Annotated in this window: 23 protein-coding genes, 1 pseudogene and 1 CRISPR repeat array; of the genes and pseudogenes, 15 read left to right on the top strand and 9 right to left on the bottom strand. The window is 39.5% G+C overall.

Translation table 11 applies throughout. The annotated features are described in order from the left end of the window. Window positions 1-187: 187 nt before the first annotated feature. Genes CAP51_RS10580 through CAP51_RS10565 form a run of 4 tightly spaced genes read left to right on the top strand, consistent with a single transcriptional unit; the run spans window position 188 to window position 3,742 of the window. Window positions 188-1,735 carry a 2-isopropylmalate synthase gene (locus tag CAP51_RS10580; RefSeq protein ID WP_087620720.1) on the top strand — a complete coding sequence of 516 codons (1,548 nt, stop codon included), beginning with the start codon at window positions 188-190 and terminating at the stop codon, window positions 1,733-1,735. Continuing rightward, entirely contained in the window at window positions 1,735-2,481 is a 747-nt protein-coding gene (locus CAP51_RS10575) for a hypothetical protein (protein ID WP_087620719.1), read from the top strand. Before CAP51_RS10580 ends, CAP51_RS10575 begins: the two co-directional genes overlap by 1 nt. A gap of 29 nt (window positions 2,482-2,510) precedes the next feature. Next, the gene (locus CAP51_RS10570; RefSeq protein WP_087620718.1) at window positions 2,511-3,479 is read left to right on the top strand and encodes a 2-hydroxyacid dehydrogenase; all 969 of its coding nucleotides are present in this window, start codon (window positions 2,511-2,513) and stop codon (window positions 3,477-3,479) included. 14 nt (window positions 3,480-3,493) lie between these two features. Continuing rightward, window positions 3,494-3,742: a hypothetical protein gene (locus CAP51_RS10565; protein WP_087620717.1), complete on the top strand. Its 249-nt coding sequence runs from the start codon at window positions 3,494-3,496 to the stop codon at window positions 3,740-3,742. A gap of 48 nt (window positions 3,743-3,790) precedes the next feature. Here the strand turns inward: CAP51_RS10565 and CAP51_RS10560 are convergent, their stop codons facing one another. Next, window positions 3,791-4,639, bottom strand: a complete 849-nt coding sequence (locus CAP51_RS10560; protein ID WP_087620716.1) for a DUF2797 domain-containing protein — start codon at window positions 4,637-4,639, stop codon at window positions 3,791-3,793. A gap of 30 nt (window positions 4,640-4,669) precedes the next feature. Here CAP51_RS10560 and CAP51_RS10555 point away from each other — a divergent pair, with 30 nt between their 5' ends. Continuing rightward, entirely contained in the window at window positions 4,670-5,131 is a 462-nt protein-coding gene (locus CAP51_RS10555; protein ID WP_087620715.1) for a DUF6231 family protein, read from the top strand. A gap of 132 nt (window positions 5,132-5,263) precedes the next feature. Next, complete coding sequence (locus tag CAP51_RS10550) at window positions 5,264-5,917, top strand: YidB family protein (protein ID WP_087620714.1); 654 nt, start codon at window positions 5,264-5,266, stop codon at window positions 5,915-5,917. 120 nt (window positions 5,918-6,037) lie between these two features. Here CAP51_RS10550 and CAP51_RS10545 read toward each other — a convergent pair whose 3' ends face one another. Beyond that, on the bottom strand, window positions 6,038-7,099 hold the full coding sequence (locus CAP51_RS10545; protein ID WP_087620713.1) for a porin: 1,062 nt from the start codon (window positions 7,097-7,099) through the stop codon (window positions 6,038-6,040). Window positions 7,100-7,545: 446 nt separating this feature from the next. Between CAP51_RS10545 and CAP51_RS10540 the strand changes: the two genes are divergently transcribed. Next, a complete protein-coding gene (locus CAP51_RS10540) occupies window positions 7,546-8,127 on the top strand; it encodes a YceI family protein (RefSeq protein WP_087620712.1) in 582 nt (193 codons plus the stop codon). 76 nt (window positions 8,128-8,203) lie between these two features. Here the strand turns inward: CAP51_RS10540 and CAP51_RS10535 are convergent, their stop codons facing one another. From CAP51_RS10535 to CAP51_RS10520, 4 genes are all read right to left on the bottom strand, one after another. Continuing rightward, window positions 8,204-8,635, bottom strand: a complete 432-nt coding sequence (locus CAP51_RS10535; protein WP_087620711.1) for a CBS domain-containing protein — start codon at window positions 8,633-8,635, stop codon at window positions 8,204-8,206. Window positions 8,636-8,843: 208 nt separating this feature from the next. Beyond that, window positions 8,844-9,326: an FKBP-type peptidyl-prolyl cis-trans isomerase gene (locus tag CAP51_RS10530; RefSeq protein WP_087620710.1), complete on the bottom strand. Its 483-nt coding sequence runs from the start codon at window positions 9,324-9,326 to the stop codon at window positions 8,844-8,846. Between the two features lie 157 nt (window positions 9,327-9,483). Continuing rightward, the gene (locus CAP51_RS10525; RefSeq protein WP_087620709.1) at window positions 9,484-10,764 is read right to left on the bottom strand and encodes an NAD(P)/FAD-dependent oxidoreductase; all 1,281 of its coding nucleotides are present in this window, start codon (window positions 10,762-10,764) and stop codon (window positions 9,484-9,486) included. Between the two features lie 81 nt (window positions 10,765-10,845). After that, complete coding sequence (locus tag CAP51_RS10520; protein WP_245809133.1) at window positions 10,846-12,165, bottom strand: D-alanyl-D-alanine carboxypeptidase family protein; 1,320 nt, start codon at window positions 12,163-12,165, stop codon at window positions 10,846-10,848. A gap of 240 nt (window positions 12,166-12,405) precedes the next feature. Between CAP51_RS10520 and CAP51_RS10515 the strand changes: the two genes are divergently transcribed. Continuing rightward, window positions 12,406-14,109 carry a M61 family metallopeptidase gene (locus CAP51_RS10515; RefSeq protein WP_087620708.1) on the top strand — a complete coding sequence of 568 codons (1,704 nt, stop codon included), beginning with the start codon at window positions 12,406-12,408 and terminating at the stop codon, window positions 14,107-14,109. A 71-nt stretch (window positions 14,110-14,180) separates the two neighbouring features. After that, window positions 14,181-14,705, top strand: a complete 525-nt coding sequence (locus tag CAP51_RS10510) for a DEAD/DEAH box helicase family protein (protein WP_087620707.1) — start codon at window positions 14,181-14,183, stop codon at window positions 14,703-14,705. A gap of 125 nt (window positions 14,706-14,830) precedes the next feature. Here CAP51_RS10510 and CAP51_RS10505 read toward each other — a convergent pair whose 3' ends face one another. Further along, window positions 14,831-16,246 carry an NAD(P)/FAD-dependent oxidoreductase gene (locus CAP51_RS10505; RefSeq protein ID WP_087620706.1) on the bottom strand — a complete coding sequence of 472 codons (1,416 nt, stop codon included), beginning with the start codon at window positions 16,244-16,246 and terminating at the stop codon, window positions 14,831-14,833. A 30-nt stretch (window positions 16,247-16,276) separates the two neighbouring features. Then, entirely contained in the window at window positions 16,277-17,608 is a 1,332-nt protein-coding gene (locus tag CAP51_RS10500; RefSeq protein ID WP_087620705.1) for an APC family permease, read from the bottom strand. Between the two features lie 95 nt (window positions 17,609-17,703). Between CAP51_RS10500 and CAP51_RS10495 the strand changes: the two genes are divergently transcribed. Beyond that, complete coding sequence (locus CAP51_RS10495; protein ID WP_087620704.1) at window positions 17,704-18,063, top strand: helix-turn-helix domain-containing protein; 360 nt, start codon at window positions 17,704-17,706, stop codon at window positions 18,061-18,063. 517 nt (window positions 18,064-18,580) lie between these two features. Continuing rightward, window positions 18,581-19,168, top strand: coding sequence for a uracil-DNA glycosylase family protein (locus CAP51_RS10490; protein WP_087620703.1), 588 nt, complete (start codon window positions 18,581-18,583; stop codon window positions 19,166-19,168). 46 nt (window positions 19,169-19,214) lie between these two features. On the opposite strand, the gene CAP51_RS10485 is transcribed toward CAP51_RS10490, so the two are convergent. Beyond that, window positions 19,215-19,523, bottom strand: a complete 309-nt coding sequence (locus CAP51_RS10485) for an ArsR/SmtB family transcription factor (protein ID WP_087620702.1) — start codon at window positions 19,521-19,523, stop codon at window positions 19,215-19,217. Window positions 19,524-19,633: 110 nt separating this feature from the next. Between CAP51_RS10485 and CAP51_RS10480 the strand changes: the two genes are divergently transcribed. The 4 genes and pseudogenes from CAP51_RS10480 to CAP51_RS17700 form a co-directional block, all read left to right on the top strand. Continuing rightward, a complete protein-coding gene (locus CAP51_RS10480; protein WP_087620701.1) occupies window positions 19,634-20,047 on the top strand; it encodes a YeeE/YedE family protein in 414 nt (137 codons plus the stop codon). A gap of 3 nt (window positions 20,048-20,050) precedes the next feature. Continuing rightward, window positions 20,051-20,470, top strand: a complete 420-nt coding sequence (locus CAP51_RS10475; RefSeq protein WP_087620700.1) for a DUF6691 family protein — start codon at window positions 20,051-20,053, stop codon at window positions 20,468-20,470. Next, window positions 20,445-21,344, top strand: coding sequence for an MBL fold metallo-hydrolase (locus CAP51_RS10470; RefSeq protein WP_425426794.1), 900 nt, complete (start codon window positions 20,445-20,447; stop codon window positions 21,342-21,344). Before CAP51_RS10475 ends, CAP51_RS10470 begins: the two co-directional genes overlap by 26 nt. Window positions 21,345-21,424: 80 nt before the next feature. After that, window positions 21,425-22,102 (top strand): annotated as a pseudogene (locus tag CAP51_RS17700) (alpha/beta fold hydrolase); the annotation flags it as partial. Window positions 22,103-22,203: 101 nt separating this feature from the next. Continuing rightward, a CRISPR array of direct repeats spans window positions 22,204-22,771; the repeat unit is 28 nt; unit sequence TTTCTAAGCTGCCTATGCGGCATTAACC. Between the last annotated feature and the right edge of the window lie 106 nt (window positions 22,772-22,877).

The following is a 22,877-nucleotide window of genomic DNA, read 5'->3' as shown; positions in this document are numbered from 1 at the left end:
TTATTTAAATGATATTTTACAAATATCAGGATAAAGTTTACATCCAATCGAAAAGGAAATGCGAGAAATAAATCTGTTTTTCTACTAAAGAATGAACGAAGCAATCAAATAGATAAGGTAAAACAGTACAACTCGGGTTAAAATAAAAAGGTAAGTAATTAAAAAGATATCTTAAGGATCGGCAGCGATGAGTAGCAACCAGTTAATTATTTTTGATACGACTTTACGTGATGGCGAACAAAGCCCTGGCGCAGCGATGACCAAAGAAGAAAAAATTCGTGTTGCGCGTCAACTGGAACGACTTGGTGTGGATGTGATTGAAGCTGGTTTTGCTGCCGCAAGTCCTGGCGATTTTGATGCAATTTCCAGTATTGCCAATATCATTAAAGATTCGACCATTTGTTCACTGGCTCGTGCCAATGAAAAAGATATTGCCCGTGCCGGTGAAGCGATTCGTCATGCCAATCGTGGTCGAGTGCATACATTTATTGCCACCAGCCCGATTCATATGCAGCATAAATTGCGTATGAGTGAAGATCAGGTGGTGGAGCAGGCAGTCAAAGCCATCGGCTGGGCACGCCAATATACCGATGATGTCGAATTTTCCGCAGAAGATGCGGCACGTTCCGATATGGATTTTCTGGTCAGAATTTTTGATGCAGTGATTCAGGCAGGTGTTAAAACCATTAATGTCCCAGATACCGTTGGTTATATGATTCCAGAAGTGTGGGGCGCCCGTTTTAAGGATTTACTTGAACGTGTACCCAATTCGGATAAAGTTATCTGGTCTACGCATTGCCATAATGATTTGGGTATGGCGGTGGCAAACTCTTTGGCTGCGGTACAAAATGGTGCCCGTCAGGTTGAATGTACCATCAATGGTCTGGGAGAACGCGCCGGTAATGCATCACTGGAAGAAATTGTGATGGCAACTCGAGTGCGCAAGGATTTATTTGATGTCACTACCAATATCCGTAGTGAAGAAATCGTGCCAACTTCGCGGTTGGTATCAACCATTACCGGCTATGTGGTACAACCAAACAAGGCCATTGTCGGGGCAAATGCCTTTGCGCATGAGTCCGGCATTCACCAAGATGGCGTATTAAAGCATCGCGAAACCTACGAAATTATGCGTGCCGAAGATGTGGGTTGGAAAACTAATAAACTGACCTTGGGTAAATTGTCTGGTCGTGCGGCATTTCGTGCTCGCCTGGATGAGATTGGCATTGCAATTGAATCCGATGAGCATTTGAATGAATTGTTCCGCCGCTTTAAAGATTTGGCCGATCGTAAAGCAGAAATTTTTGATGAAGATTTACATGCATTGGCTTCAGGTCAAGATACTTTAACTGCAAAATATCAGTTAAAAGAACTGGAAGTGACCTCAAAAACAGGTCAAACCCCTCGTGCTCATTTGTTATTGAGTGTTGATGGTAAAGAAGCTGCGGCAGCAGAAAATGGTTCTGGTCCCGTCGACGCAGTGTTTAAAGCCATTGAAGTGATTGCAAAATCCAAGGCAACACTGGAGCTATATCAGGTTAATGCCATTACCAGTGGCACAGATAGTCAGGGTGAGGTGCTGGTTCGTTTGAATAAAGATGGACGTATTGTGACTGGTCAGGGTGCAGATACCGATATCGTCATTGCCAGTGCTAAAGCTTATTTAAGTGCATTAAACTGGTTAGGCACCGAAGCAAAAACCAATCCACAAAAAGATGAGGCAACAGCAATTTAATGTTGAATCGCCAGCAGTTGCTTTTACAACAAATGGGAATCCGACACTGGATTCCCAGACAGCAGATTACGGCGAAAAAAAGTGTGGATGTGCTATGGCGTGATCAATCAATTGAGATTGATCCGTCCTTAGACAGGGCAATGCCAACACAGCAGACCATTCTTCCTACGAATAATAGTCGTGAAAATAAGATTGAAGCTTCTACAATCAATCTGCAAAAAGTTGTAGGACATGACAATACGGTACAGTTATCAGATCATACGACATCACAAATTCAAGTCAAAGCATCCAATGTCGATATTTCACCGTCATTAAAAAATGATCTTGAAATTATTGAAAATACAACAGTTTCCCAAACAATTGAATTTCAGTTTGATGTCTTGGTGCACGAGAATTTTTTAATTTTTGCCGAGATCACAAGCGAACTACAGCGTAAGTTGTTTTTGAATATACAAAAAGCCTGTTTTGCCGAGCATCATCTGTTGAAATGGCCATTACATATCCAAAGTTGGGAGAGTAATGATTTGATGGTGAAAAGTTATTTACAGGGCTTTTTTGCAATTCATGCTAGAAAGACTTTGATTTGTCTTGGTGATTTGATATTGAGTCAATTCGATGATGATTTATTGCAACAGGATTCATTAAAAAATAATCAATGTGCTTCATTACAACAATTAATTGATTCACCAGAGCAAAAACGGGCATTATGGCAGAAACTTTATCCGCTGATTTATGCTGTTGAATAGTTTATTTCGCATACATACCGAGTACTGCCATGAAAAAGAAAGTTGTTATTTTTAGCCAGATTTTTCCGGAGTTTGAAGAAAAACTCAAACAACAATTTGATGTGGTGAAAATCGATCCCAAATTAAGTGATCAACTGGGTGATGTAAACCAACAAATTCGTAATGCAGTTGTGGACGTACATGGCATGATTGGTGCCGGACGAGTATTGGGACAAGCCCAGCTTGAAACGGCCCAGCATTTAGAGATTATTTCCAGCGTCAGTGTCGGTTATGATAATTATGATCTAGCCTATCTAAAAGAACGAGGCATTACATTGGCACATACGCCACATGTGCTTACCGAAACCACAGCGGATACTGCTTTTGGCTTATTGATGAGTGCAGCTCGCCGCATTGCCGAACTGGATCAATGGACCAGACAGGGACAATGGCAACGTACTGTTGCACCGGCACAGTTTGGTATGGATATTCATAATAAAACACTCGGCATTATTGGACTTGGTCATATTGGTGCTGCCATTGCCCGCCGTGCTTATTATGGCTTTAATATGAATATTGTCTATCATGGACGCCGTGAAAAAATCGAAGTTGCCGATGCATTTAAAGCACAGTTTTTAAGTTTGCAGGAATTACTTACCCAATCCGACTTTGTGGTCGTTGCGGTCGATTTAAATGCACAAACCCGACATCTGATTTCGACTCAAGAGTTTGCGCTGATGCAATCTCATGCAGTTTTGGTCAATATTTCTCGTGGTGCAGTGATTGATGAACATGCGTTATATCAGGCATTAAAGCAGAAACAAATTTTTGCAGCAGGGTTGGATGTATTTGAGAAAGAACCATTAACTGAATCACCACTGTTTGAGCTGGATAATATTGTAGTAACCCCACATATTGGTTCTGCAACTCAGGCGACGCGTTATGCCATGAATAAACTGGCCTATGAAAATCTGGTTTTAAAATTAAATGGTGCACAACCGAAATATTTTGTGCAATAAATATAGGGTGTTATATGAAAAAAAATATCTTATTTGTTATTAGTGGGCTAATTCTTTCTAGTTCAGTATTTGCAAATGATAAAACCTCATGTTTAGGTGGGAAACCTGCTCCAAAAGATTTTAATTTTACTGATATGACTTTTATTTGTGCCGGTGTTGAGCAGGATGGCCGAATGACTTGGTCAGATATTCAAAAAAAGGGATATAGGGTTACTAAAATTGAACTTGATCATCGAGTGGTAGTAATTCTAATTGAAAAATAAAAAAGTCCACGCTATCTAATGGTGGACTTTATGTTTATTTTCTTACAATCAAGTGCGTAAAATCAGTTCATAGCCTGAATATTTACGGATATTAATCACGCCAGTATCCATAATTAGATATTGTCCTTTAATACCCTGTAATTTTCCCTGAATGATGGGTGTTTTATCCAGATTGTGGCTAGTAATTTTCACAGGATATTGATTGACCGGATAAATAAATTCGTGTGGTTCTGCATCCAGAAAATTTAATTCATCATCTGGAAATTCATTGGCCAGTCCTGCCAGTTCCATATGGAATTGATCCAGCAACTGCTCTTTTTCTTCCTGCAAATCCAGTGGTTCTGCTTCGCCTTTAAGGAGTTTGCGCCAGTCGGTTTTATCCGAAATCATTTCTGCGAGCAAAACCTCGACATAGCCGGACATACGACGGGAACCAACTTTCATGATTGGTAGGGCCTGTGTAGCGCCCTGATCCAGCCAGCGTGTTGGCATATTGACAATACGGGTAATGCCGACTTTTAAGGCACTGGAGTTGGCAAGATAAACAATGTGTGGCTGAAAGCAGACATTTTGTGCAAAGCTTTCTTCGCGACAGGTACCAAGATGATAATGGCAGGTTTCTGGTTTTAAAATACACATATCACATTCGGCTTTGGTTTTAAAACATTTAAAACAATGCCCTTGAGAATATGACTTTGGTGTTTTTGCACCACAGGAAACGCAGAAAATACGACCAGTCCATTCTAATTGTATGTTTTCACCAATTAAATGCATCAAATCGGTATTGAATTGATCTAAAACAAATTTATACTCAACATGGCTAGGAGTGGCGTTCGTTTGCGTGGGTACAGGACTAACCAGTGCCTGCATTTTATGACAAATGCCTTTATATTCCATTGCTTTGCTCGACTTTTAAGGATTTCAAACATGGCGGATTTCGATTTTATCCCATTCTTGCTGCAATTGCTTGCAGAAGAAAAAGTGAATACGGCGATGACAGTAGATATCGAACCGCAGTCAAATTGGGAGGGACAATGGCAATATTGTAGCTTAAAGCAGGTGTTAAATCTGCCATTTGCTCAGCGCTATGATCTTGCAGTGGTTAATTTGATCAAACAGGAAAATATTCAGCCGGAAAATATAATTGCGATTGATCATGCACTGGTTCGGTTAAGGGATTTATTTGCCAAAAAAATTATTGTGCTGGCGGATATTGGGCTAGAAAAACAATTACGTGCTTTGGGTTTTAATCAATTGTTAGAAGCTGTTCCGGAAAATAGCCCGGTACACATCTGGCAATTTAATATTCTGACCTATAAGCATGTGCCAGACTGGTTTAATTCAAAATTTTGGGCCAATCCGGAAAACTGGGATAAATATCGCTGGTAGGCCATATCCTTAAACTTTGCAGAAGTCTCTAATTATTTAACTCTCTTCATGTTCATACTTACTTACAGTATTTAATTGCATTCTTGATCGGCTCGGAGTGTAATGTGATAGATAACAATGATGGGAATGAAAATGTCTAATTTATCAGATTTAGTTGAAGTTTTGGCAAAGCAAGCATTGGGTGGACAAACCAACCAGCAAAATCAATCACAGTCATCAGGTTCGGGATTAGGTGGAATTTTAGGCTCGGTTTTGGGTCAGGTGATGAATCAGGGGAGTGCTAACCAGACCAGTAATACCAATAATGGTAATACATCATCACAATCTGGTCTTGGTGGTATTCTCGGTTCGGTGCTAGGTCAGTTAGGCCAGCAAGGTGGGCGCAGTAATACAGCGGCGGCTGGTGGCGGTACATCGGCATTATTGGTAGCAGTGTTGCCAATTATTCTGGCATGGATCCAAAAACAGGGTGGTTTACAAGGTGCTTTATCCAAATTACAACAAGCTGGGTTGGGTGGACAAGTCCAATCTTGGGTAAGTCCGGAAGCACCAGAAAACACTCCGATTCCACAGCAGCAAGTCCAGCAGTTATTTGATGAGCAGGATGTTGCAAAAGTTGCTGAGGAAACCAATGTCCCGACTCAAAATATCTATGCGGCTATTGCAGCGGCTTTACCTCAGGTAATTGATTCTTTAACGCCAAAGGGTGAACAAAGTAATCAGCAGGAAGCAGATAATGATATTCAGAATGTATTGAATCTGGTGTCTGGATTTTTAAAGAAATAAAAATTAATAGAATGTTTTGATAAAGCCTTATTTAATATAAGGCTTTTTTTTATGTGTTTTGCCATAAAAGAAAAACCCCGGCCATATGACCGGGGTTTTAAGAATAATCAAGGATCAGGATTAGAAGTTATATTCCATACCTAAACCAAATACAGTTTTCTTGTCATCAGATGCTAACCAGTCTTTTTTCTGTTGAGCAAGAACACCATAAACACGAGTTTGTTTATTCAGGCTATAGTCTACGCCTACGCCATATTGATCAATAGTACGATCTGATGCGCCATCACGAGAAGTTTCAGCGGAAACATATTCTGCTTTTACTTTCCATGGGGTAGAAGGAATTGCATAGGCAGCAGTAATGCTGTAAGCATCTTCTTCCAGGCCGCTATAATCAGGAACAGTATTATCAGATGGTTCAGCATGTTGCCATAATCCACCAACGACAAGACCTTTAACACCAGCATTACTAAAGTCATAAGAACCAGTCAGACGATATGCATCACTGAAAATACCTGAAAGGCCTACACCATTATATTTACTAGCGATACCAAAGTTACCAGCAAGTGCAACAGCCAGACCGATATCTTTATTATCATAGCTTACAGAAGTAGAGATACCATCACCAAGACCATCGCGTTTACCTTTTTGGCCTAGTGCTGCGCTATCAGTAGAACTTTCACCTTGTTGTAGCATAATGTTAAACTGTACGCCACCTAACAGGTTTTTATCAGTTTCAAAACCAATTACGTTGTTTAAACGATCTTCACCTGCAAGAACAGCAGTCATATCCAGAACAGTGTGGTCATTAAAGATGTCTTGGTTGCTACCAGCAGCAGTTTTTAGATAAGAATCGTATTTACCAGCTTTTAATGTCCCGACGTTGGCAAATTTTAAGCCAAGGAAACGGTTACGTGCGCCTAAGTTGGCGTCAGAGCCTGAACCATCAGTATCAATTGACCATTCTGCTAAATATACAACAGAAATATTGTCCGTAAGTTTCTCGTCGCCTTTTACCCCAATACGCGATGCGTTAGAGTTTAACGCAGTTTGATTATTACCAGCATAATCATTGTTATCTACTTGGTCTAAACTTACGTGTAATTTACCATAAAGTGTTGGTGCTGCTTGAGCAGTACTTACACATAATGTTGCAACTGCGGTAGCGAGAAGCAATTTTTTCATTGAAATATTCTCCAAAATTTAGGTCTTACCTAATCACTTTATTTCTCGATTATCTTATGCAACATAATTTTACATAAGCTTACGAACTTGCTAAGCAGTATCAGCAATGAATATGACATTGACATGAAACATTCATGACAGTTAGATGACAAAGGTGTGGTTAATTGATAGACTAATTTTAGAAATATTATTTATAATCATATGGATATCTGTGTTTTTTGATTTTATCACCGGTTGTTCCCGCGATTGATTTAAAAAAATCCAGATGCTTTATCATGCTAATGCTGATTTTGTATTGTAAATAAAATGCGTAAAAGCTATTCATTTCTGCTTGAAAAATGTTGATGTTGCAAAAATAAAACAGAGTGTTTTGAACATTGGCTAATATTTAGCATATAGTTTAACTACAATTAACACATCAAAATTAATTTAAGTTGAGTGAAAAAATGAAAGGTTTAAAAGCATTATCTTTGGGTTTATTGGTGGCAGTAGGGTCTAATTTCGCATTGGCAGCACCAGTAGATTATAAAATTGATCCTACACATACAGCGACAGTATTTTCTTGGAACCATTTTGGATTTTCTACACCGAGTGCAAATTTTAGCGATATTCAGGGTGTAATTCAGGTGGATGAGGCAAACCCGGCAAAATCTTCAGTTGACGTGATTATTCCGATCAGTAGCGTGAACACCAATGTGAAAGCACTGGATCAGGAATTTCAGGAAGAAGCATGGTTTAATGCTGCAAAATTTCCAAATATTACGTTTAAAAGTACTAAAGTTGAAACCAAAGACAAAAAACATTTCAAAATCACTGGTGATCTGACAGTTAAAGGTGTAACAAAACCCGTCGTTTTGGATGCAACTTTAAATAAATTGGGTATCCATCCAATGTCGAAGCTCCCAACTGTAGGTTTTAATGCGACCACAACATTTGATCGTTCCGCTTTTGGTATTGGCAATTATGTACCCAATGTTGGCGATAAAATCACTGTCAATATTACGACAGAAGCCTCAGCTGCAAAATAATCTGACTGAATTAACAAAAAAATGCATCGATCACAATCGGTGCATTTTTATTTATAAAATTAAAATTCTGGCGAATCTAATTACTAATATAATTTTGCAATTGTTCGATCAGGTTTTGTTGTTCCTGAATAATTCCTTTGACTAGATCACCGATTGAGACCAACCCAATTAATTTGCCGTTCTCAAGCACAGGCAAATGGCGTAAATGTCGATTTGTCATTAATTTTAGACATTCGTCTACGGTATTTTTTGGATCTACTGTGATGACTTTATGCGTCATGATGTCTGAGACACAGGTGTCATAAGAAGAACGTTCCATCAGTGCAACTTTTCGTGCGTAATCACGTTCTGATAAAATCCCGATCACATTTTCTTCTTCTACCACAATCAGGGCACCAATACCTTTGTCTGCCATTAAGCTGATTGCTTCCAATACGGTTGCATCTGGCGATATGGTATAGGTTGTATGTTCTACTTTCTCTTGTAATACATGCGCGACTGTTAGCATCTGAGTCTCTCCCATGACTTTTATATTATTTCAACATAAGCTATAGCGCAATTTGTCATAAAAGCAAAGTAAATTTTAAAGTTTTTACTCAGAAGGTTTGTGTTTACACGTCTTTAAGGTAATTGTTTCAGTTAATAAAATCAGGTTAATAAAAACAGGACAATAAAAAACGAGACAGGAGCGTCTCGTTTTTTTACTTTAGCAAGAATTAGTGATGATGACCATCTGCACCATGGACATGGCCATGATCTAATTCTTCTTGCGTTGCAGGACGAACTTCAACGATTTCTACATCAAAGTTTAAGTCTTGACCAGCAAGTGGGTGATTGCCATCGATGATTACATTTTCATCTTGTACATCTTTTACTGTGACGATTTGTACACCATCTTCAGTTTGTGCTTGGAATTGCATACCAGGTTGAATGTTATCAACACCTTGGAACATTTGACGTGGAACTTCTTGTACCAGTTCTGCGTGATATTCGCCATAACCTTCGGCAGCCGGAACATTCACAGTCAGTTTTTCACCAGCAGTTTTGCCAGTTAAAGCATTTTCCAGACCTGGAATAATGTTGCTTGCACCATGCAGATAAGCAAGCGGCTGACCATCTGATTTATCAAGAATTTGACCTTCACCATTGGTTAGTGTGTAGTTAAATTTTACTACGTGGTCATTTGCAATAGCTGTCATTATCGATCTATCCAATCGTGAGTTGTAAAACAACATATAATAAAGAGAATATTTGCAAATTGGGAGTGAATTTACATGAAGAAGCGCGCTTTTATGCAAATAAGTGTAAAAAAACATCACTTGAAGGTGATGTTTCTCTGGAATTGTAACGATATTTTTAATGTAGCTTAATTAAAGGTGTGGTGCCTTTGCCAAATAGATCCCGGGCAGCCAACAAACTGGCACGCGTATAGCCCAGCACAGCGGCCTGATGGACACGATAGAGCGAGTGATACATGGTTTTTGCCATGAGGCCTTCCACGTGAATGTTACCCAATAACTCACCAATGGCGGTATTTTGTGTCAGGGATACCAGTGAACCACGATCAGTAAATTTAAACATGGGTAAAGATTTCCCTTTTAACTTTGCCAGAATTGCATCAATCAGGAAAGCGGCTTGTTGACTGGCAACCTGTGCGCGTGGTGCCAATACCGGTTGTTTGGCGATGGGTTGACAATGTGCACAATCACCAAAAGCAAATATTTTGGGATCATCAATACTTTGTAAAGTCGCATAGACTTTGATGCGTCCGATCCGATCTAGACTTAGCCCAAAATTTTGTGTGACAGCGGGTGCCTTAATGCCGGCAGCCCAGACTTTAAGATTGGAATCAAAGGTTTTTCCATCCTGACAATACACCCGCTCGGCATCAATTTTTTCAACTTTGTGTTGGGTATAGACATGAATGCCGTACTTGTGTAGTTGCTGCAATGCACCAGTGGCGACTTTCTCTGACAGGGCGGGTAAAATTCGAGGGGCGGCTTCAATCACGTTGATTTTTACTTTATTCGGATCAATGCCATCTAGTCCATAGCGGTGAAAATCCTGAGCAGCCTGATGTAGTTCTGCAGCCAGTTCTACGCCTGTAGCACCTGCACCAATGATGGTGATGTTTAGCGGTTTTTCACGAGGTTGGGCGTGGGCCTGTAAATAAAGATTGAGTAAGTCACGCTGGAAAATATCTGCTTGAGCACGATTGTCGAGAAAATGACAGTTTTCTTTGGCGCCCGGCGTACCGAAATCGTTGGAGGTTGAACCAATCGCAATCACCAGTGTGTCGTAAGGGATTCGACGTTGATCGGCCAGTTGGATTTCTCCCTGAACCAGTGGGGCCAGAATAATGTCCTGATTTTCCCGATCAATATCCTGTAGAGAACCGAGCTGGAATTTATAGTGATTTTTTTTGGCGTGGGCGAAATAATTAATTTCTTCGCTGGCACCATTTAGTGTTCCAGCGGCAATCTCATGTAATAAAGGTTTCCAAATATGGGTGAGGGTAGCGTCTACCAGGGTAATCTGAATATGTCTTTTTTTACCAATACGTTGTCCAAGTTGAGTAGCCAGTTCGAGACCGCCAGCTCCACCACCGACAATCACGATGCGATGCTTTTGTGCCATGATATTTAATTCCTATTATTTTAGTCAAGATTAGCAATATCATGGCATGTAAAAGGTAGGTTGTCATTTGCTCAGAATGACTTATGGGGTCGTAATCGGGTAAATCACAGCTTTGATGCTATGTCCTTGAATTAATTGAATCCAACTCTTGATCCATGCCACCAATCTATGCCACCAACTGGCTTGATCAAGCGCAACGTCCTGAACAATATCCACTTCATGAATGATCTTTTTAAATTGTGTTACATTTATTTTTGCCAAAGGCATGGCTGTATGAATCAAAGGTGCATCTAATTGTTGCTGTAAGAGTTGAATACTAAACGCCATTTGTTGCGGTTGTTTCAATGGTTCCAAAATTTCTAAAGGACTTTTTTGCAAGATAAAACGTTGAGATGTGTTATCAAATTGCTGAGCATTTAACACCATATCGTCTGTTAACAAGCTTAGGGTATGGTAACTGTTACTTTGCGGCAAATTAATTTTATATATAGGTTTTTGCCCGCCAATCACTGGAATATCGGCAATGATCTGATCATGGCGAAATAACTGTTTGGTCTGTGTGTAATTATAGGCAATATTCATCAATGTATAGGCAACATCGGCACGTTTTTGCTTGGAAGCCGTTCCCATCACCACCACAATTAAACGTCGATATTCATTGGTGTTGGGATCAAGACGATTCGCGGTTAATGCCAGATTATATCCAGCAGCCTCGGTATAACCAGTTTTCAAACCATCAACACTTGGATCTTTTTTTAGCAGAATATTGGTGGCATGGTGATGGATATCTTTATAACTAAATTCCTGCTGTTTGGAATAATTAAGATATTCCGGTGTATTTTTGACAATGGCCTGTGATAATAAGGCAAGGTCAAATGCAGATGCATAATGATTCTGCATGGTAATTCCAGATGGATTATCAAACTGGGTATTGTGCATACCCAATTGTTGAGCCGTGTGATTCATCAGTTGTAAAAATTGTGGAATATCACCGGAAATCAATGTGGCCAGTGTCAGGGCTGCATCATTGGCAGACATGATAATCAAACCCGAGATTAATTCCTGTACCGAGATTTGATCGCCCGGATGTAGTCTTAAACGGGACTCGTCACCTTTTACAGTGGTCACAACCTCAGGAACGGTGACAATCTGTTCAAGATTCAACTTGCCTTGCTCAACTGCCTGAAGTGACAGATAGCCAACCATCATTTTGGTTAGGGAAGCTGGTGCCCGATGTTCATTTTCATTATATGAGGCAATGACTTGGTGCGATTGCGGATCAAGGATCACCCATGCTTTGGCTTCTACCGTCTGGGGATCAATACTAAGGACTTGAGCAAAACTAACGCTGCTGATACTGCTGACTAAAACAACAAGAAGGGAGTGGCAAAAACGGAACACGGCAGACCTGAATTAAGCATGAAACATAAGGCGTAGATGCTAGACTGTTTTAGACCGAACTGCTACTAAAATCTGGCGGTTTCGCCGAGAAATCATACAAAGAAAAGTGTCATTAAAATATGTCAGAATGCTGTGTTTTTTTATCAGATGTGATGTGTGGCAAATATTTCAATCGGTCCGGATTAGAGTCGTATGAAAACAAGTGCTACACTATGGAAATTCGTATGAGGACCAGTATAGATGATTCACTATCAGCTCGAATTTGATGATTTTTCTCAGCATTTAATTCATGTAACGATCCGTTTTCTTGCCAATCCACAGCAGCAACTCTGGTTGGCTTCATGGATTCCCGGCAGCTATCTGATGCGTGAATTTGCCAAACATGTTGAAGGTGTACAGGCATTTGATGAGTCTGGACGCCAGTTAAAAATTGCCAAAACGCATAAAAATAAATGGCAATTGTTTAATAATGATCATGAGCTGATCACGGTCGAATATAAAGTCTATGCCTATGACTTATCCGTGCGTGGCAGTTATATCGATCAAAGCCGTTTATATGTTAATCCAACCACTGTCTGTATGGGCCTGACCGATCAGGAAGATACAGCGCATGAACTGGAATTATTTGTACCGCAGGCTTTGCATCATTTTACCTATGCAGGGGCTTTGCCAGCAAAATCATTGGTTAAAGGCCGTTTTAATCTCAAGGCAAAAGATTATGCACAATTGATCGATAGCCCGTTTGAGTTGGCAGTGCAGGATCGCTTTAGTTTTGATGCAGAAGGCATTGCACATGATTTTGTGATTTCAGGTCGTCATCATGCCAATTTGCCACGTTTGCAACAGGATATCGAAAAAATTTGTCGTACTGAAATACAGATGTTTGGTTCTGCGCCATTCCAACATTATACCTTCTTGACCATGGCGACAGGTAGTTTATATGGTGGACTGGAACACTGCGAAAGTACCAGTCTGATTTGTCCGCGAGATGATTTGCCCAAAGCCGATGAAAAACCTGAACCAAGTAAAAACTATCAACGTTATCTTGGACTTTGTAGTCATGAATATTTTCACTCTTGGTTGGTGAGATTCATTCGTCCGGAAAATTTTATCAATCCGAATTTACATGAGGAAGGCTATACCAGCTTACTGTGGATTTTTGAAGGCTTTACTTCTTATTATGACGATTTGATTCTGGCCAGAAGTGGCGTTATTTCACAGCATGATTATCTCACTTTATTAACGGATCAAATTAATCGTTATTTACAAAATCCCGGACGTAAAATTCAATCGGTGAGCGAATCAAGTTTTGATGCGTGGATCAAATTTTACCGTCAGGATGAAAACTCCAATAATGCTGGAACCAGCTACTATAATAAAGGTGCACTGGTCGCGTTATGTCTGGATCTAGGATTACGCAGTCATGGTTCGAGTCTGGATGCCTTGATGCAAAAATTATATGCCAATACTCAGGCTGGGATTCAGGTACATGAGCAGACGATTTTTGAATTATGTAAAACCCTGACCGGGCAGGACTGGACGGATCGTTTGAGTTATTTGATCCATAGTACCGATGATTTACCACTGGATCAGGTCTTGGCAGAGTTTGGTATAGAGTATGAATTACAAACCGAAAAAACATTGCCATTTGGTGCAAAAGTACAGGAAAAACCAGAAGGCTTATTGATCCAGCAGGTATTTAGAGATTCTAGTGCAGCACAAGCTGGCTTGTCGGCACATGACATTGTCATTGCATTGGACGACATTCGCATTACAAATAATTTGTGGCAAGCCAAAGCCAAAGAAAAAAATGCCATTTCCTGCCATGTTTTCCGTCGAGATGAATTAATGGTTTTTGATCTTGAACCACAGGAGTATGTATTGCATACGGTTAAATTATCGGTTGCAGATCAGGACAAAGTCACACAGTGGTTATTTAATTAAGGTTTCTCACTTTTTGAATGCAGGCATATTTTAGTCTGTACAAATATGCCTGACTTAGTTCGAACCTGTAAATGTTTGATATGGATACCATGCAGCAATTTGAGATTACCGCCCTTAATCCTGATTTGGTGCAATCGCATGCACAGGTTTATGGCTTACGTGCGATTGCACGGCAATTTTTCTGTGCCGAACGTGTGCAGTCCTTAACTGTCCAGAATCATGTGGAAAAAGCACGCTGTATTACGGCATTGGTTGATGTTCTTATACGTGCAGGAAGTTTGCACAAAGTATTAATTGTATCGAGATTTAGTCATGTGCTGGATCAGATCAGCTTGTGTTTTAGATTGCATACCCAATTAAAAACAGTGGTACTTTCCGGAACTACTCATGCCGAAGGACAGGTGAGTTTTAGCACTTATCAGCATTTTTTTGAAGTTTATGGTTGGGATAATTTGGATGAAATTTTTGCCAGATTTGACCTGATTGTTGTCGATGAGCCTGATGATGAAGCAAATCAGGTTTTTATTAAAAAACTGGCACTCTATCTACAGTGGATTTTATATATTTATATGCCAAAACCGAAGATGTTGTTTTAAGGGATTGCAGGGTCATTTTAAGGATTTAATGCAGGAATTTTGATTATTCAGGATGGCGATTAATTTTGATCATGTGTCAGGTGAATGATCTGACACATGATGAGCATCATTAAAACAATATTTGATTAGAACGACACCATTTTTCCAGGATTAATCCATGCACCTAGGCCATATGCGCCTTTGGCAATTGGAATCGCCATTGGGGCAAGTTCCCGTCCGAGTAGGATATCTTTGTGGGGAATTTTGGTCAGCATTTCAAAGTCGTCTGAGTGCCCGATAAAATCATCGGAAATGGCTTTACCGATCCGCACAGTTTGGGCGACACCATGACCACTCCAGCCATGAACTGCATAAATTGGAAATTTTTCACCTGATTTACGACTGTCAACAGCACCGTTGTAGGTTAAATCTGTTTCTCCACTCCAGACAAAATCCAGTTCTACTGACTTGAGTTGTGGGAAAACATGATTAATCCGGCCCAATAAATATTGATAGGTTTTTTCTGGATTCCAACAACTGCCTGTACCTTGTCCGCCAAATAATAAGCGATTGTTAGAAACACCACGGTAATAATCAATCTGGAATTGGGTGTCATATACTGGAAAATCAGATGGAATAAGTTCTTTTAAATCTACTTCCAAAGGCGCTGTGGTACTGACATAGGTAAAGAATGGAATGGTGGTTTGTGTGTTTGACGACAGTAATTTAAAAGAGGCATGATGTACTGCAATCACCACACTTTTGCGCGCTTTAATTACGCCTTGAGCTGTCTTGACATAAATACCATCGGCAGTTTCCTGAATTTCAGTTACTTCTGTTTGTTCATAGACCTGTCCGCCATTTTTACAGAAGCCATAAATTAAGCCACGGGTAAGGGCGAGTGGATGAATCTGACCACCAAGATGGTCAATCAAACCACCAAAATAGCAATCTGAATTGAGGTAGCTTTGTAATTCATGTTTGCCAACAATCTGGGTATGATCTTCACCTAAAAATTTGCGTGCATCTGCACCTTGGGTTAAACCAATCAAATGACCTTCATGTACGGCAGCGGTAATATGACCTTTTTTACGTTGTAGGGATAAGTCGTACTTTTCGATGATCTCATCAATTAAAGACATGGCTTCTGTCGAGGTGAAATGCCACAGTTTTTTTGCATCTTCGGTGCTGAAATGTTGAATCATTTCTTCTGCTTCCCAGCGCGCAAGCCCCGGCGTCAGTTGACCGCCATTACGTCCCGAAGCGGCACTGCCAATCCGGTTCTTTTCGACTAAAATGGTGTCCACGCCTTGTTCCGAGAGATGCAATGCTGTGGAGGAACCTAGTAAGCCTCCACCGATGACCACCACATCACATTCCAGATCATGTGATAATGTATCAAAGCAATGCCATTCCTGTAGTGAACTTTCGTAGTAGTTGGCAGGATTATCTAGCTCTGCTCGTTGCGGATTAACCCAATTCCACTCTTTATCCATCTTATTGTGGATACTGTTTCTAAATTCAACATCATCTAGAATGATAGGTTTATTTATAGTTTGCATTGCAATACTCCGATAGAAATAATCAATTCATTAACATGCTTCATTGATGGTAATATTCTGTTTTGTCAGCTTTTTATAGATAAATAAAGCCAGACCAAAAGTCAGCCAGATAAAACCAAACTGTAATGCGGCTGCATCAAGGTTGAACCATAGACACACAATAGTGAGTACGGATAACCACGGTACAATCAGATTAAGAAAAATATTTTTGATGCCATGTCTTTGCTTTTGCTTGATATAAAAAAACATAAAGACTGAGAAGTTTACTGCGGTAAAGGCGATCAGGGCACCAAAGCTAATCAGGCTGACCACAGTATCCAAACTCAAGAAAATTGCCAGACAGGAAATTAAACCAATGACTAGTACCGAATAAATTGGTGTTCCAAATCTGCGACTGGTCTGGCCGAAAATTGCTTTTGGAAAGATATTATCGCGTCCCATAATATGAATAAGACGTGAGGCACTGGCATGGGTTGCCAGTCCAGAAGCAAAGGTATTCATGATCTGTCCGCATAGAAAGACCGACTGGAAAAACACACCGCCAACATATAAGACAATTTCTGGTAATGCTTCCGATGGATTATTGAAGCGCAGATTATTGGGAAAATAGAGCTGGATAAACCATGAGGCGGTAAAGAAGATGCAGCCGCCAATCAAGGTGGTTAAAATGACTGCCCGTGGAATGGTTTTTTGCGGGTCTTTGGTTTCATGCGACATGGTGGTGACTGCATCAAAACCTAGGTAGGAAAAGCAGAGAATAGATGCGCCTGCAACCAGTGGGGCAATCGAGTGATCACCATTGATCAAAGGTGTCATAGTTAAAACATGTTCATAGCCTTGACTTGTGCCAATGCCTTTAATCACCAGATAGACAAATACCATCATCAGGAGTGTTGGAGCGAGCACAAAAATCAGGCTAATATTGGCAAGAATATGGATTCTAAAGCAATTGATCAATGTCACTACCGATGTGGCGATCATCACCCAGGCCCAATAGGGTATGCTGGGGAAAAGTGCTTCCAGATAGATTGAAATCAATAATGCATTAATGAGAGGTAACAAAATATAATCCAGTAACGCACACCAACCCACCATGAATCCGGCATTTGCACCACAGCTATCCGTGGTATAGGTATAGGCAGAACCCGGTTTGGCTGAATGGCGACTGAATCGGGCATAACTAAAGGCGGTGAGTAACATGGCAACCAATGCTAATAAATATGCTAATGGCACACGTCCATGAGTAATGCCAGAAACAATACCGAAGGTATCAAATACCGTCATTGGCGTCATATATGCGATACCAATAATCAATACTTGCCATAATGATAGTTTTTTGCGCTGAATATCATTATCGTGCATTTTAATTTAACCCAATATCTATTAATATGCAAATGCAGTTTGCAACAAGTATGCCATATATAGTTTTTATTTAAATTTTTAAGTGAGGTGGAAAAATGGCGAAATATCCAATTGAAATTAGACGCGCGGCAATTAAAGCATATAAAGAAACAGATTATAAAGTTGCGGTATGTAAGCAGTTTGATATTTCCAGAGTGACACTGGATGCATGGATCAAGCTCGAAGAAGAAACCGGTGATTTGCATCCCAAACCTGCAAAAAAACGCGGTGCATCTACTCATATCAAGGATTGGGACGCATTTGAAAAATTTGTTAAAAATATAAAGTTTAAAAATATCAGTGACTTGGTTGTATTATTTGAACAGGAATTTGGTTATGAGGTGTCCTATGCAGTACTAGTACGTGCGATACATGTTTTGGGCTTGCGCCGTCGAAAAGGCCGTTTTTATGGCTAAATTGCGCCTGAAATATGCAGTCAATGTGGCATGATATAGCCTAAAAAATGTAAAGTTCGTTGTATTAAAAAGTACACAATAAAAGCAAAAAATATAAATTTAAAATATTAAAAACGTAAAATTAAATGATTAAAAATGTAAGTTATATTTATTAAAAAAGTAAACCATATAAATTAAAAACGTAAATTAATAAAATTAAAAAAGTAAGGTTATATTATTAAAAAAGTAAATTATATAAATTAAAAATGTAAGTTTAATTAATTAATAATGTAAAGTAATTATATTAAAAAGGTAAATTTAAATTATTAAAAAAGTAAAGTTTAAGTATTAAAAATTTGAATTGGAGAGGGGGCTACAAGGATAGAAGAACTTTTTTGATGCACGACAACAGAATAAAAGCTAGGATTGCACAACAATGAAGCAGTTGGTTTTTCATGACTTGCACTGGCTTATACTTGGCTTGATGATATAACCTATGTTCTGTTTATTTTTACATGTTTGCCCAAGGGAAGAATTGATGACGCCAGAGATAGAACAACATCCCTTAGCCCCATTTTTGCCTCAAAATGCCAAACTTTTGATGTTAGGAAGTTTTCCACCACCTAAACAGCGTTGGAAAATGGATTTTTACTATCCAAACTTTCAAAATGATATGTGGCGTATTCTTGGTTTAATCTTCTTTCAAAACAAAGATTATTTCATTGATCATGCAGCGAAAAATTTTAATTTACCTTTGATTCAGGCATTTTTAAATGAACGGGGAATTGCAATCTATGATACTGCTGAGCAAATTGTACGTTTAAAAGGCAATGCTTCAGATCAGTTTTTACAGATCAAAAAGGCAACAGATATTCCGCACTTGTTGCAGTACATTCCCTTATGCCGGCATATTATGACCACAGGTGATAAAGCTACCGATACATTGATGACGGTTTTAACTGAAGACACGGTTAAACCTACCTTACAGCACAGTAGTTGCACATGGATCAATGGTCAGGAAATCTTCTTGCATCGCATGCCGTCCTCATCAAGAGCCTATCCATTGGCTTTAGATAAAAAGGCAGAACAATATGCGGCTTTTTTTCAGTCAATTAGCATGCTGTAATTATTTTGGTAACTTAATCAGGTGGTGAATTCATGCTTGGAATACGTCATTGACAATATAAACCATATAAAGTTTGCATGATGACCAAAATTTTTTCATCGCTAATCTGATAAAAAATCTGTTTGCCATCGCGTCGTGTTGCAACCAGACTGGATTTTCTGAGCACAGTAAGTTGTTGCGATAAGGTGGGCTGGTGAATATCGGTCATCTTTTCGATGGTATGTACATTGATTTCACCATTAATCAGTACGCATAAAATTTTTAAACGGTCTGGATTGGACAACACTTTTAGGCAGTCTGTCACGATGTTAATTTTGTTAAAGTCAATTTGCATCTGTTTTTCTGATGGAAGCATTTGCAATACAAATCCCTTAAAATAGACATTGATTAATATATAAAATTATATAATATTTAATATAAAATTGTAACAATGAAAATGAAAGATAAAAACCAAGGAGTAATAGCATGCATGATTTCCTGCTGGCATTCATTGGCGGTACGATGCTTGGTTTAAGTGTCGTGGGCTATTTATATGTAAATGGGCGAATTGCAGGGATTAGTGGACTCATTGCTCAGGTTCTCGATAAACAAACAATTTTCACCACGCCTGCTTTATATTTTTTAATGGGCTTATTGATTACACCATTTTTTTACCGCATGTTTATCACGCCTGATATTGAGATCAAACAGTCACCTTTATTATTGGTTATCGCCGGCTTGTTGGTCGGAATAGGTACTCGAATGGGCAGTGGTTGTACCAGTGGACACGGGATTTGTGGTATCAGCCGTTTATCTAAACGTTCGATGGTCGCAACATTAAGCTTTATGCTATTTGGGTTTATCACTGTGTTTGTGATACGCCATGTGATAGGGGGATAATGCATGAAAAATTTCGCAGCGTTTATCTTCGGAGCGATATTTGCTTTAGGCTTAATGATTTCAGGTATGTCTAATCCTGAGAAAGTATTAAATTTTCTAGATATTTTGGGTGATTGGGATGCGAGTCTGGCATTCGTTATGGCAGGCGCAATTCTAATTGCTTTTATCCCTTTTCAAAAAGTGGTAAGAAACCCGCAAGCCAAAACATGCTTTAATGAGAAAATACAGTTACCCGACAAGCAAAATATCGATAAAAAATTACTGGTGGGGAGTGCCTTGTTTGGCATTGGTTGGGGAATTGCGGGTATTTGTCCTGCACCAGCTCTGACTTTGATTGGCTTAGGCCATTTTCAATCTTTATATTTTATTATTGCAATGCTGATAGGTATGCGATTGTATGCCCGTATTGCAAGAGGGCAATAATATGTATGCACAGCCGATTGTGAAAGATTTTTTTGATGAGGACACCAATACCTATAGCTATGTGGTGATTGATCCGGTAAGCCAATACTGTGCCATTATCGACAGTGTTTTAAATTATGATGCTGCATCGGCAACTACAAAAACCACGCATGCTGATGAGATGATTGCTTTTATTCATGCCAAAAAGCTGAACGTGCAATGGATTCTGGAAACCCATGTGCATGCCGACCATCTCACTGCCTCACAATATTTAAAATCTAAATTGGGCGGTCAAATTGCCATGAGTCATAACATTGCTGTGGTACAAGAAACTTTTGCCGAAATTTATCATGTCGATTTGGCACGCCTAAAAACACATCATGGTTTTGATTATTTGTTTAAGGATTATGAGCAATTTAAAATTGGTGAAATGATTGCTTATAATATTCCCACACCAGGGCATACGCCTGCATGTTTAAGTTATGTGATTGGTGATGCAGTTTTTGTCGGGGATACCTTGTTCATGCCGGATTATGGTACAGCCCGTTGTGATTTTCCAAAAGGCAGTGCGGCAGAACTTTATGATTCTGTACAAAAATTATTTGAATTGCCTGATGCCACGCGTATGTATTTATGTCATGACTATTTACCAGAAGGGCGTGAACAGTATTGTTGTCAGACGGATATTAAAACCCAGAAAAACAATAATATTCATATTCATCAAGGGATTCAAAAACAACAATTTGTTGCAATGCGGCAACAACGGGATGCCACGCTCGATATGCCAAAATTAATTTTGCCTTCAATTCAAATCAACATGGATGCCGGACGCTTTCCGGAACCTGAAAGTAATGGGATTCGTTATTTAAAACTACCCTTGAATTATTTTAACTAGGCTGTTTAATCCTGCTGTAATGCTTGATTTTTATGCTATCTTTGCTATACATAAGCAATAATGGATAAGGTTGGACAGGTATGTCGGCAAAACAACATATTATTTTAATTCATGGAACATGGTGTACAGGGGATTCGTGGGGGGATTTTGTCCCTGCTTTGCAGGCATTGGGCTTAACAGTTCATACCCCGACTTTACGGTATCATGATTTGCCGATGGCAGAAGGTGCAGAAAAAGTTGCCTCTGTTAGTCTAACAGATTATGTTGATGATTTAAGCCAGTTACTTTTATCACTAGATAGTCCACCCATTATTCTGGGGCATTCACTGGGCGGATTGTTGGCACAATTACTCGCTGCCCGACATCCGGATCGGCATAAGGGCGTTGTATTATTGGGACCTGCACCGATGGCAGGTATTTTTGCATTATATCCCACGATGTTGGCAGCATTTTACCGGCATTATTTACAATGGGGTTTCTGGAAAAAGCCTTTGTTTCCTACTGAAGATCGAGTCTTTAAGTATTGCATGAATCATCAGCCGGAACATTTACGTCAGCAATTTTATCGTAGTTTGGTGGCAGAATCCGGACGTGTCTATGCCGAAATGGCATTTTGGTTTCTGGATCGAAAAAAAGCAGCAACTGTTGATACCGATGCAATTCAAACCCCAGTACTGGTGATTTCCGGAACGGATGATAAAATTGTGGTGGCAAAAATAGCCAAAGCCACAGCAAAAAAATATAAAAACGCCACCTATATTGAGTTAAAAGGTTCGGACCATATGTATGACATGGGACAGTTTATGCCACAAACTGTAGCATTGATTGATACATGGATGCAGCAGTATCATTTTAAATAATATTAAGCTGCCTATGCGGCATTAACCAAATCAAAGCATTGCTGGAAATTGCACCAATATTTCTAAGCTGCCTATGCGGCATTAACCCATTTTTATATTCACTACACTTGTTAGCGCAGTTTCTAAGCTGCCTATGCGGCATTAACCATAATACAACTCAACCGATTTGGGGCGAGACTTTTCTAAGCTGCCTATGCGGCATTAACCGGCGTGAAGCTTATGCGGATCTGTTTGCAGTATTTCTAAGCTGCCTATGCGGCATTAACCATATCTTTTTGCAAATCTGCTAGCCGTTTTTCTTTCTAAGCTGCCTATGCGGCATTAACCATCAAATTCCACATGTTTCTATTAAGTATTGATTTCTAAGCTGCCTATGCGGCATTAACCAATTACTCATTAATCACCCCGATAAAAAAATGTTTCTAAGCTGCCTATGCGGCATTAACCGTGGCTCTGGTAGTGGTTGCCAATGTGTAGGTTTTCTAAGCTGCCTATGCGGCATTAACCCTTTGCGCAATGTTGAATATCACGACTGCAAATTTCTAAGCTGCCTATGCGGCATTAACCTTAAAATTTTTAAAAAAAGCTAAGCAATTTTAAAGTATTAGGGCAAAAATTGATAAAATACCAAAGTCTTAAACTTTGGCTCTAAGGTTTTGATTAAACAAGATAT

Origin of the sequence: Acinetobacter populi (assembly GCF_002174125.1) — a bacterium.
In the GTDB taxonomy this organism is placed as follows: domain Bacteria; phylum Pseudomonadota; class Gammaproteobacteria; order Pseudomonadales; family Moraxellaceae; genus Acinetobacter; species Acinetobacter populi.
Note: the sequence above shows the minus strand (reverse complement) of the source record. Positions and strands in the feature narration are given on the sequence as shown.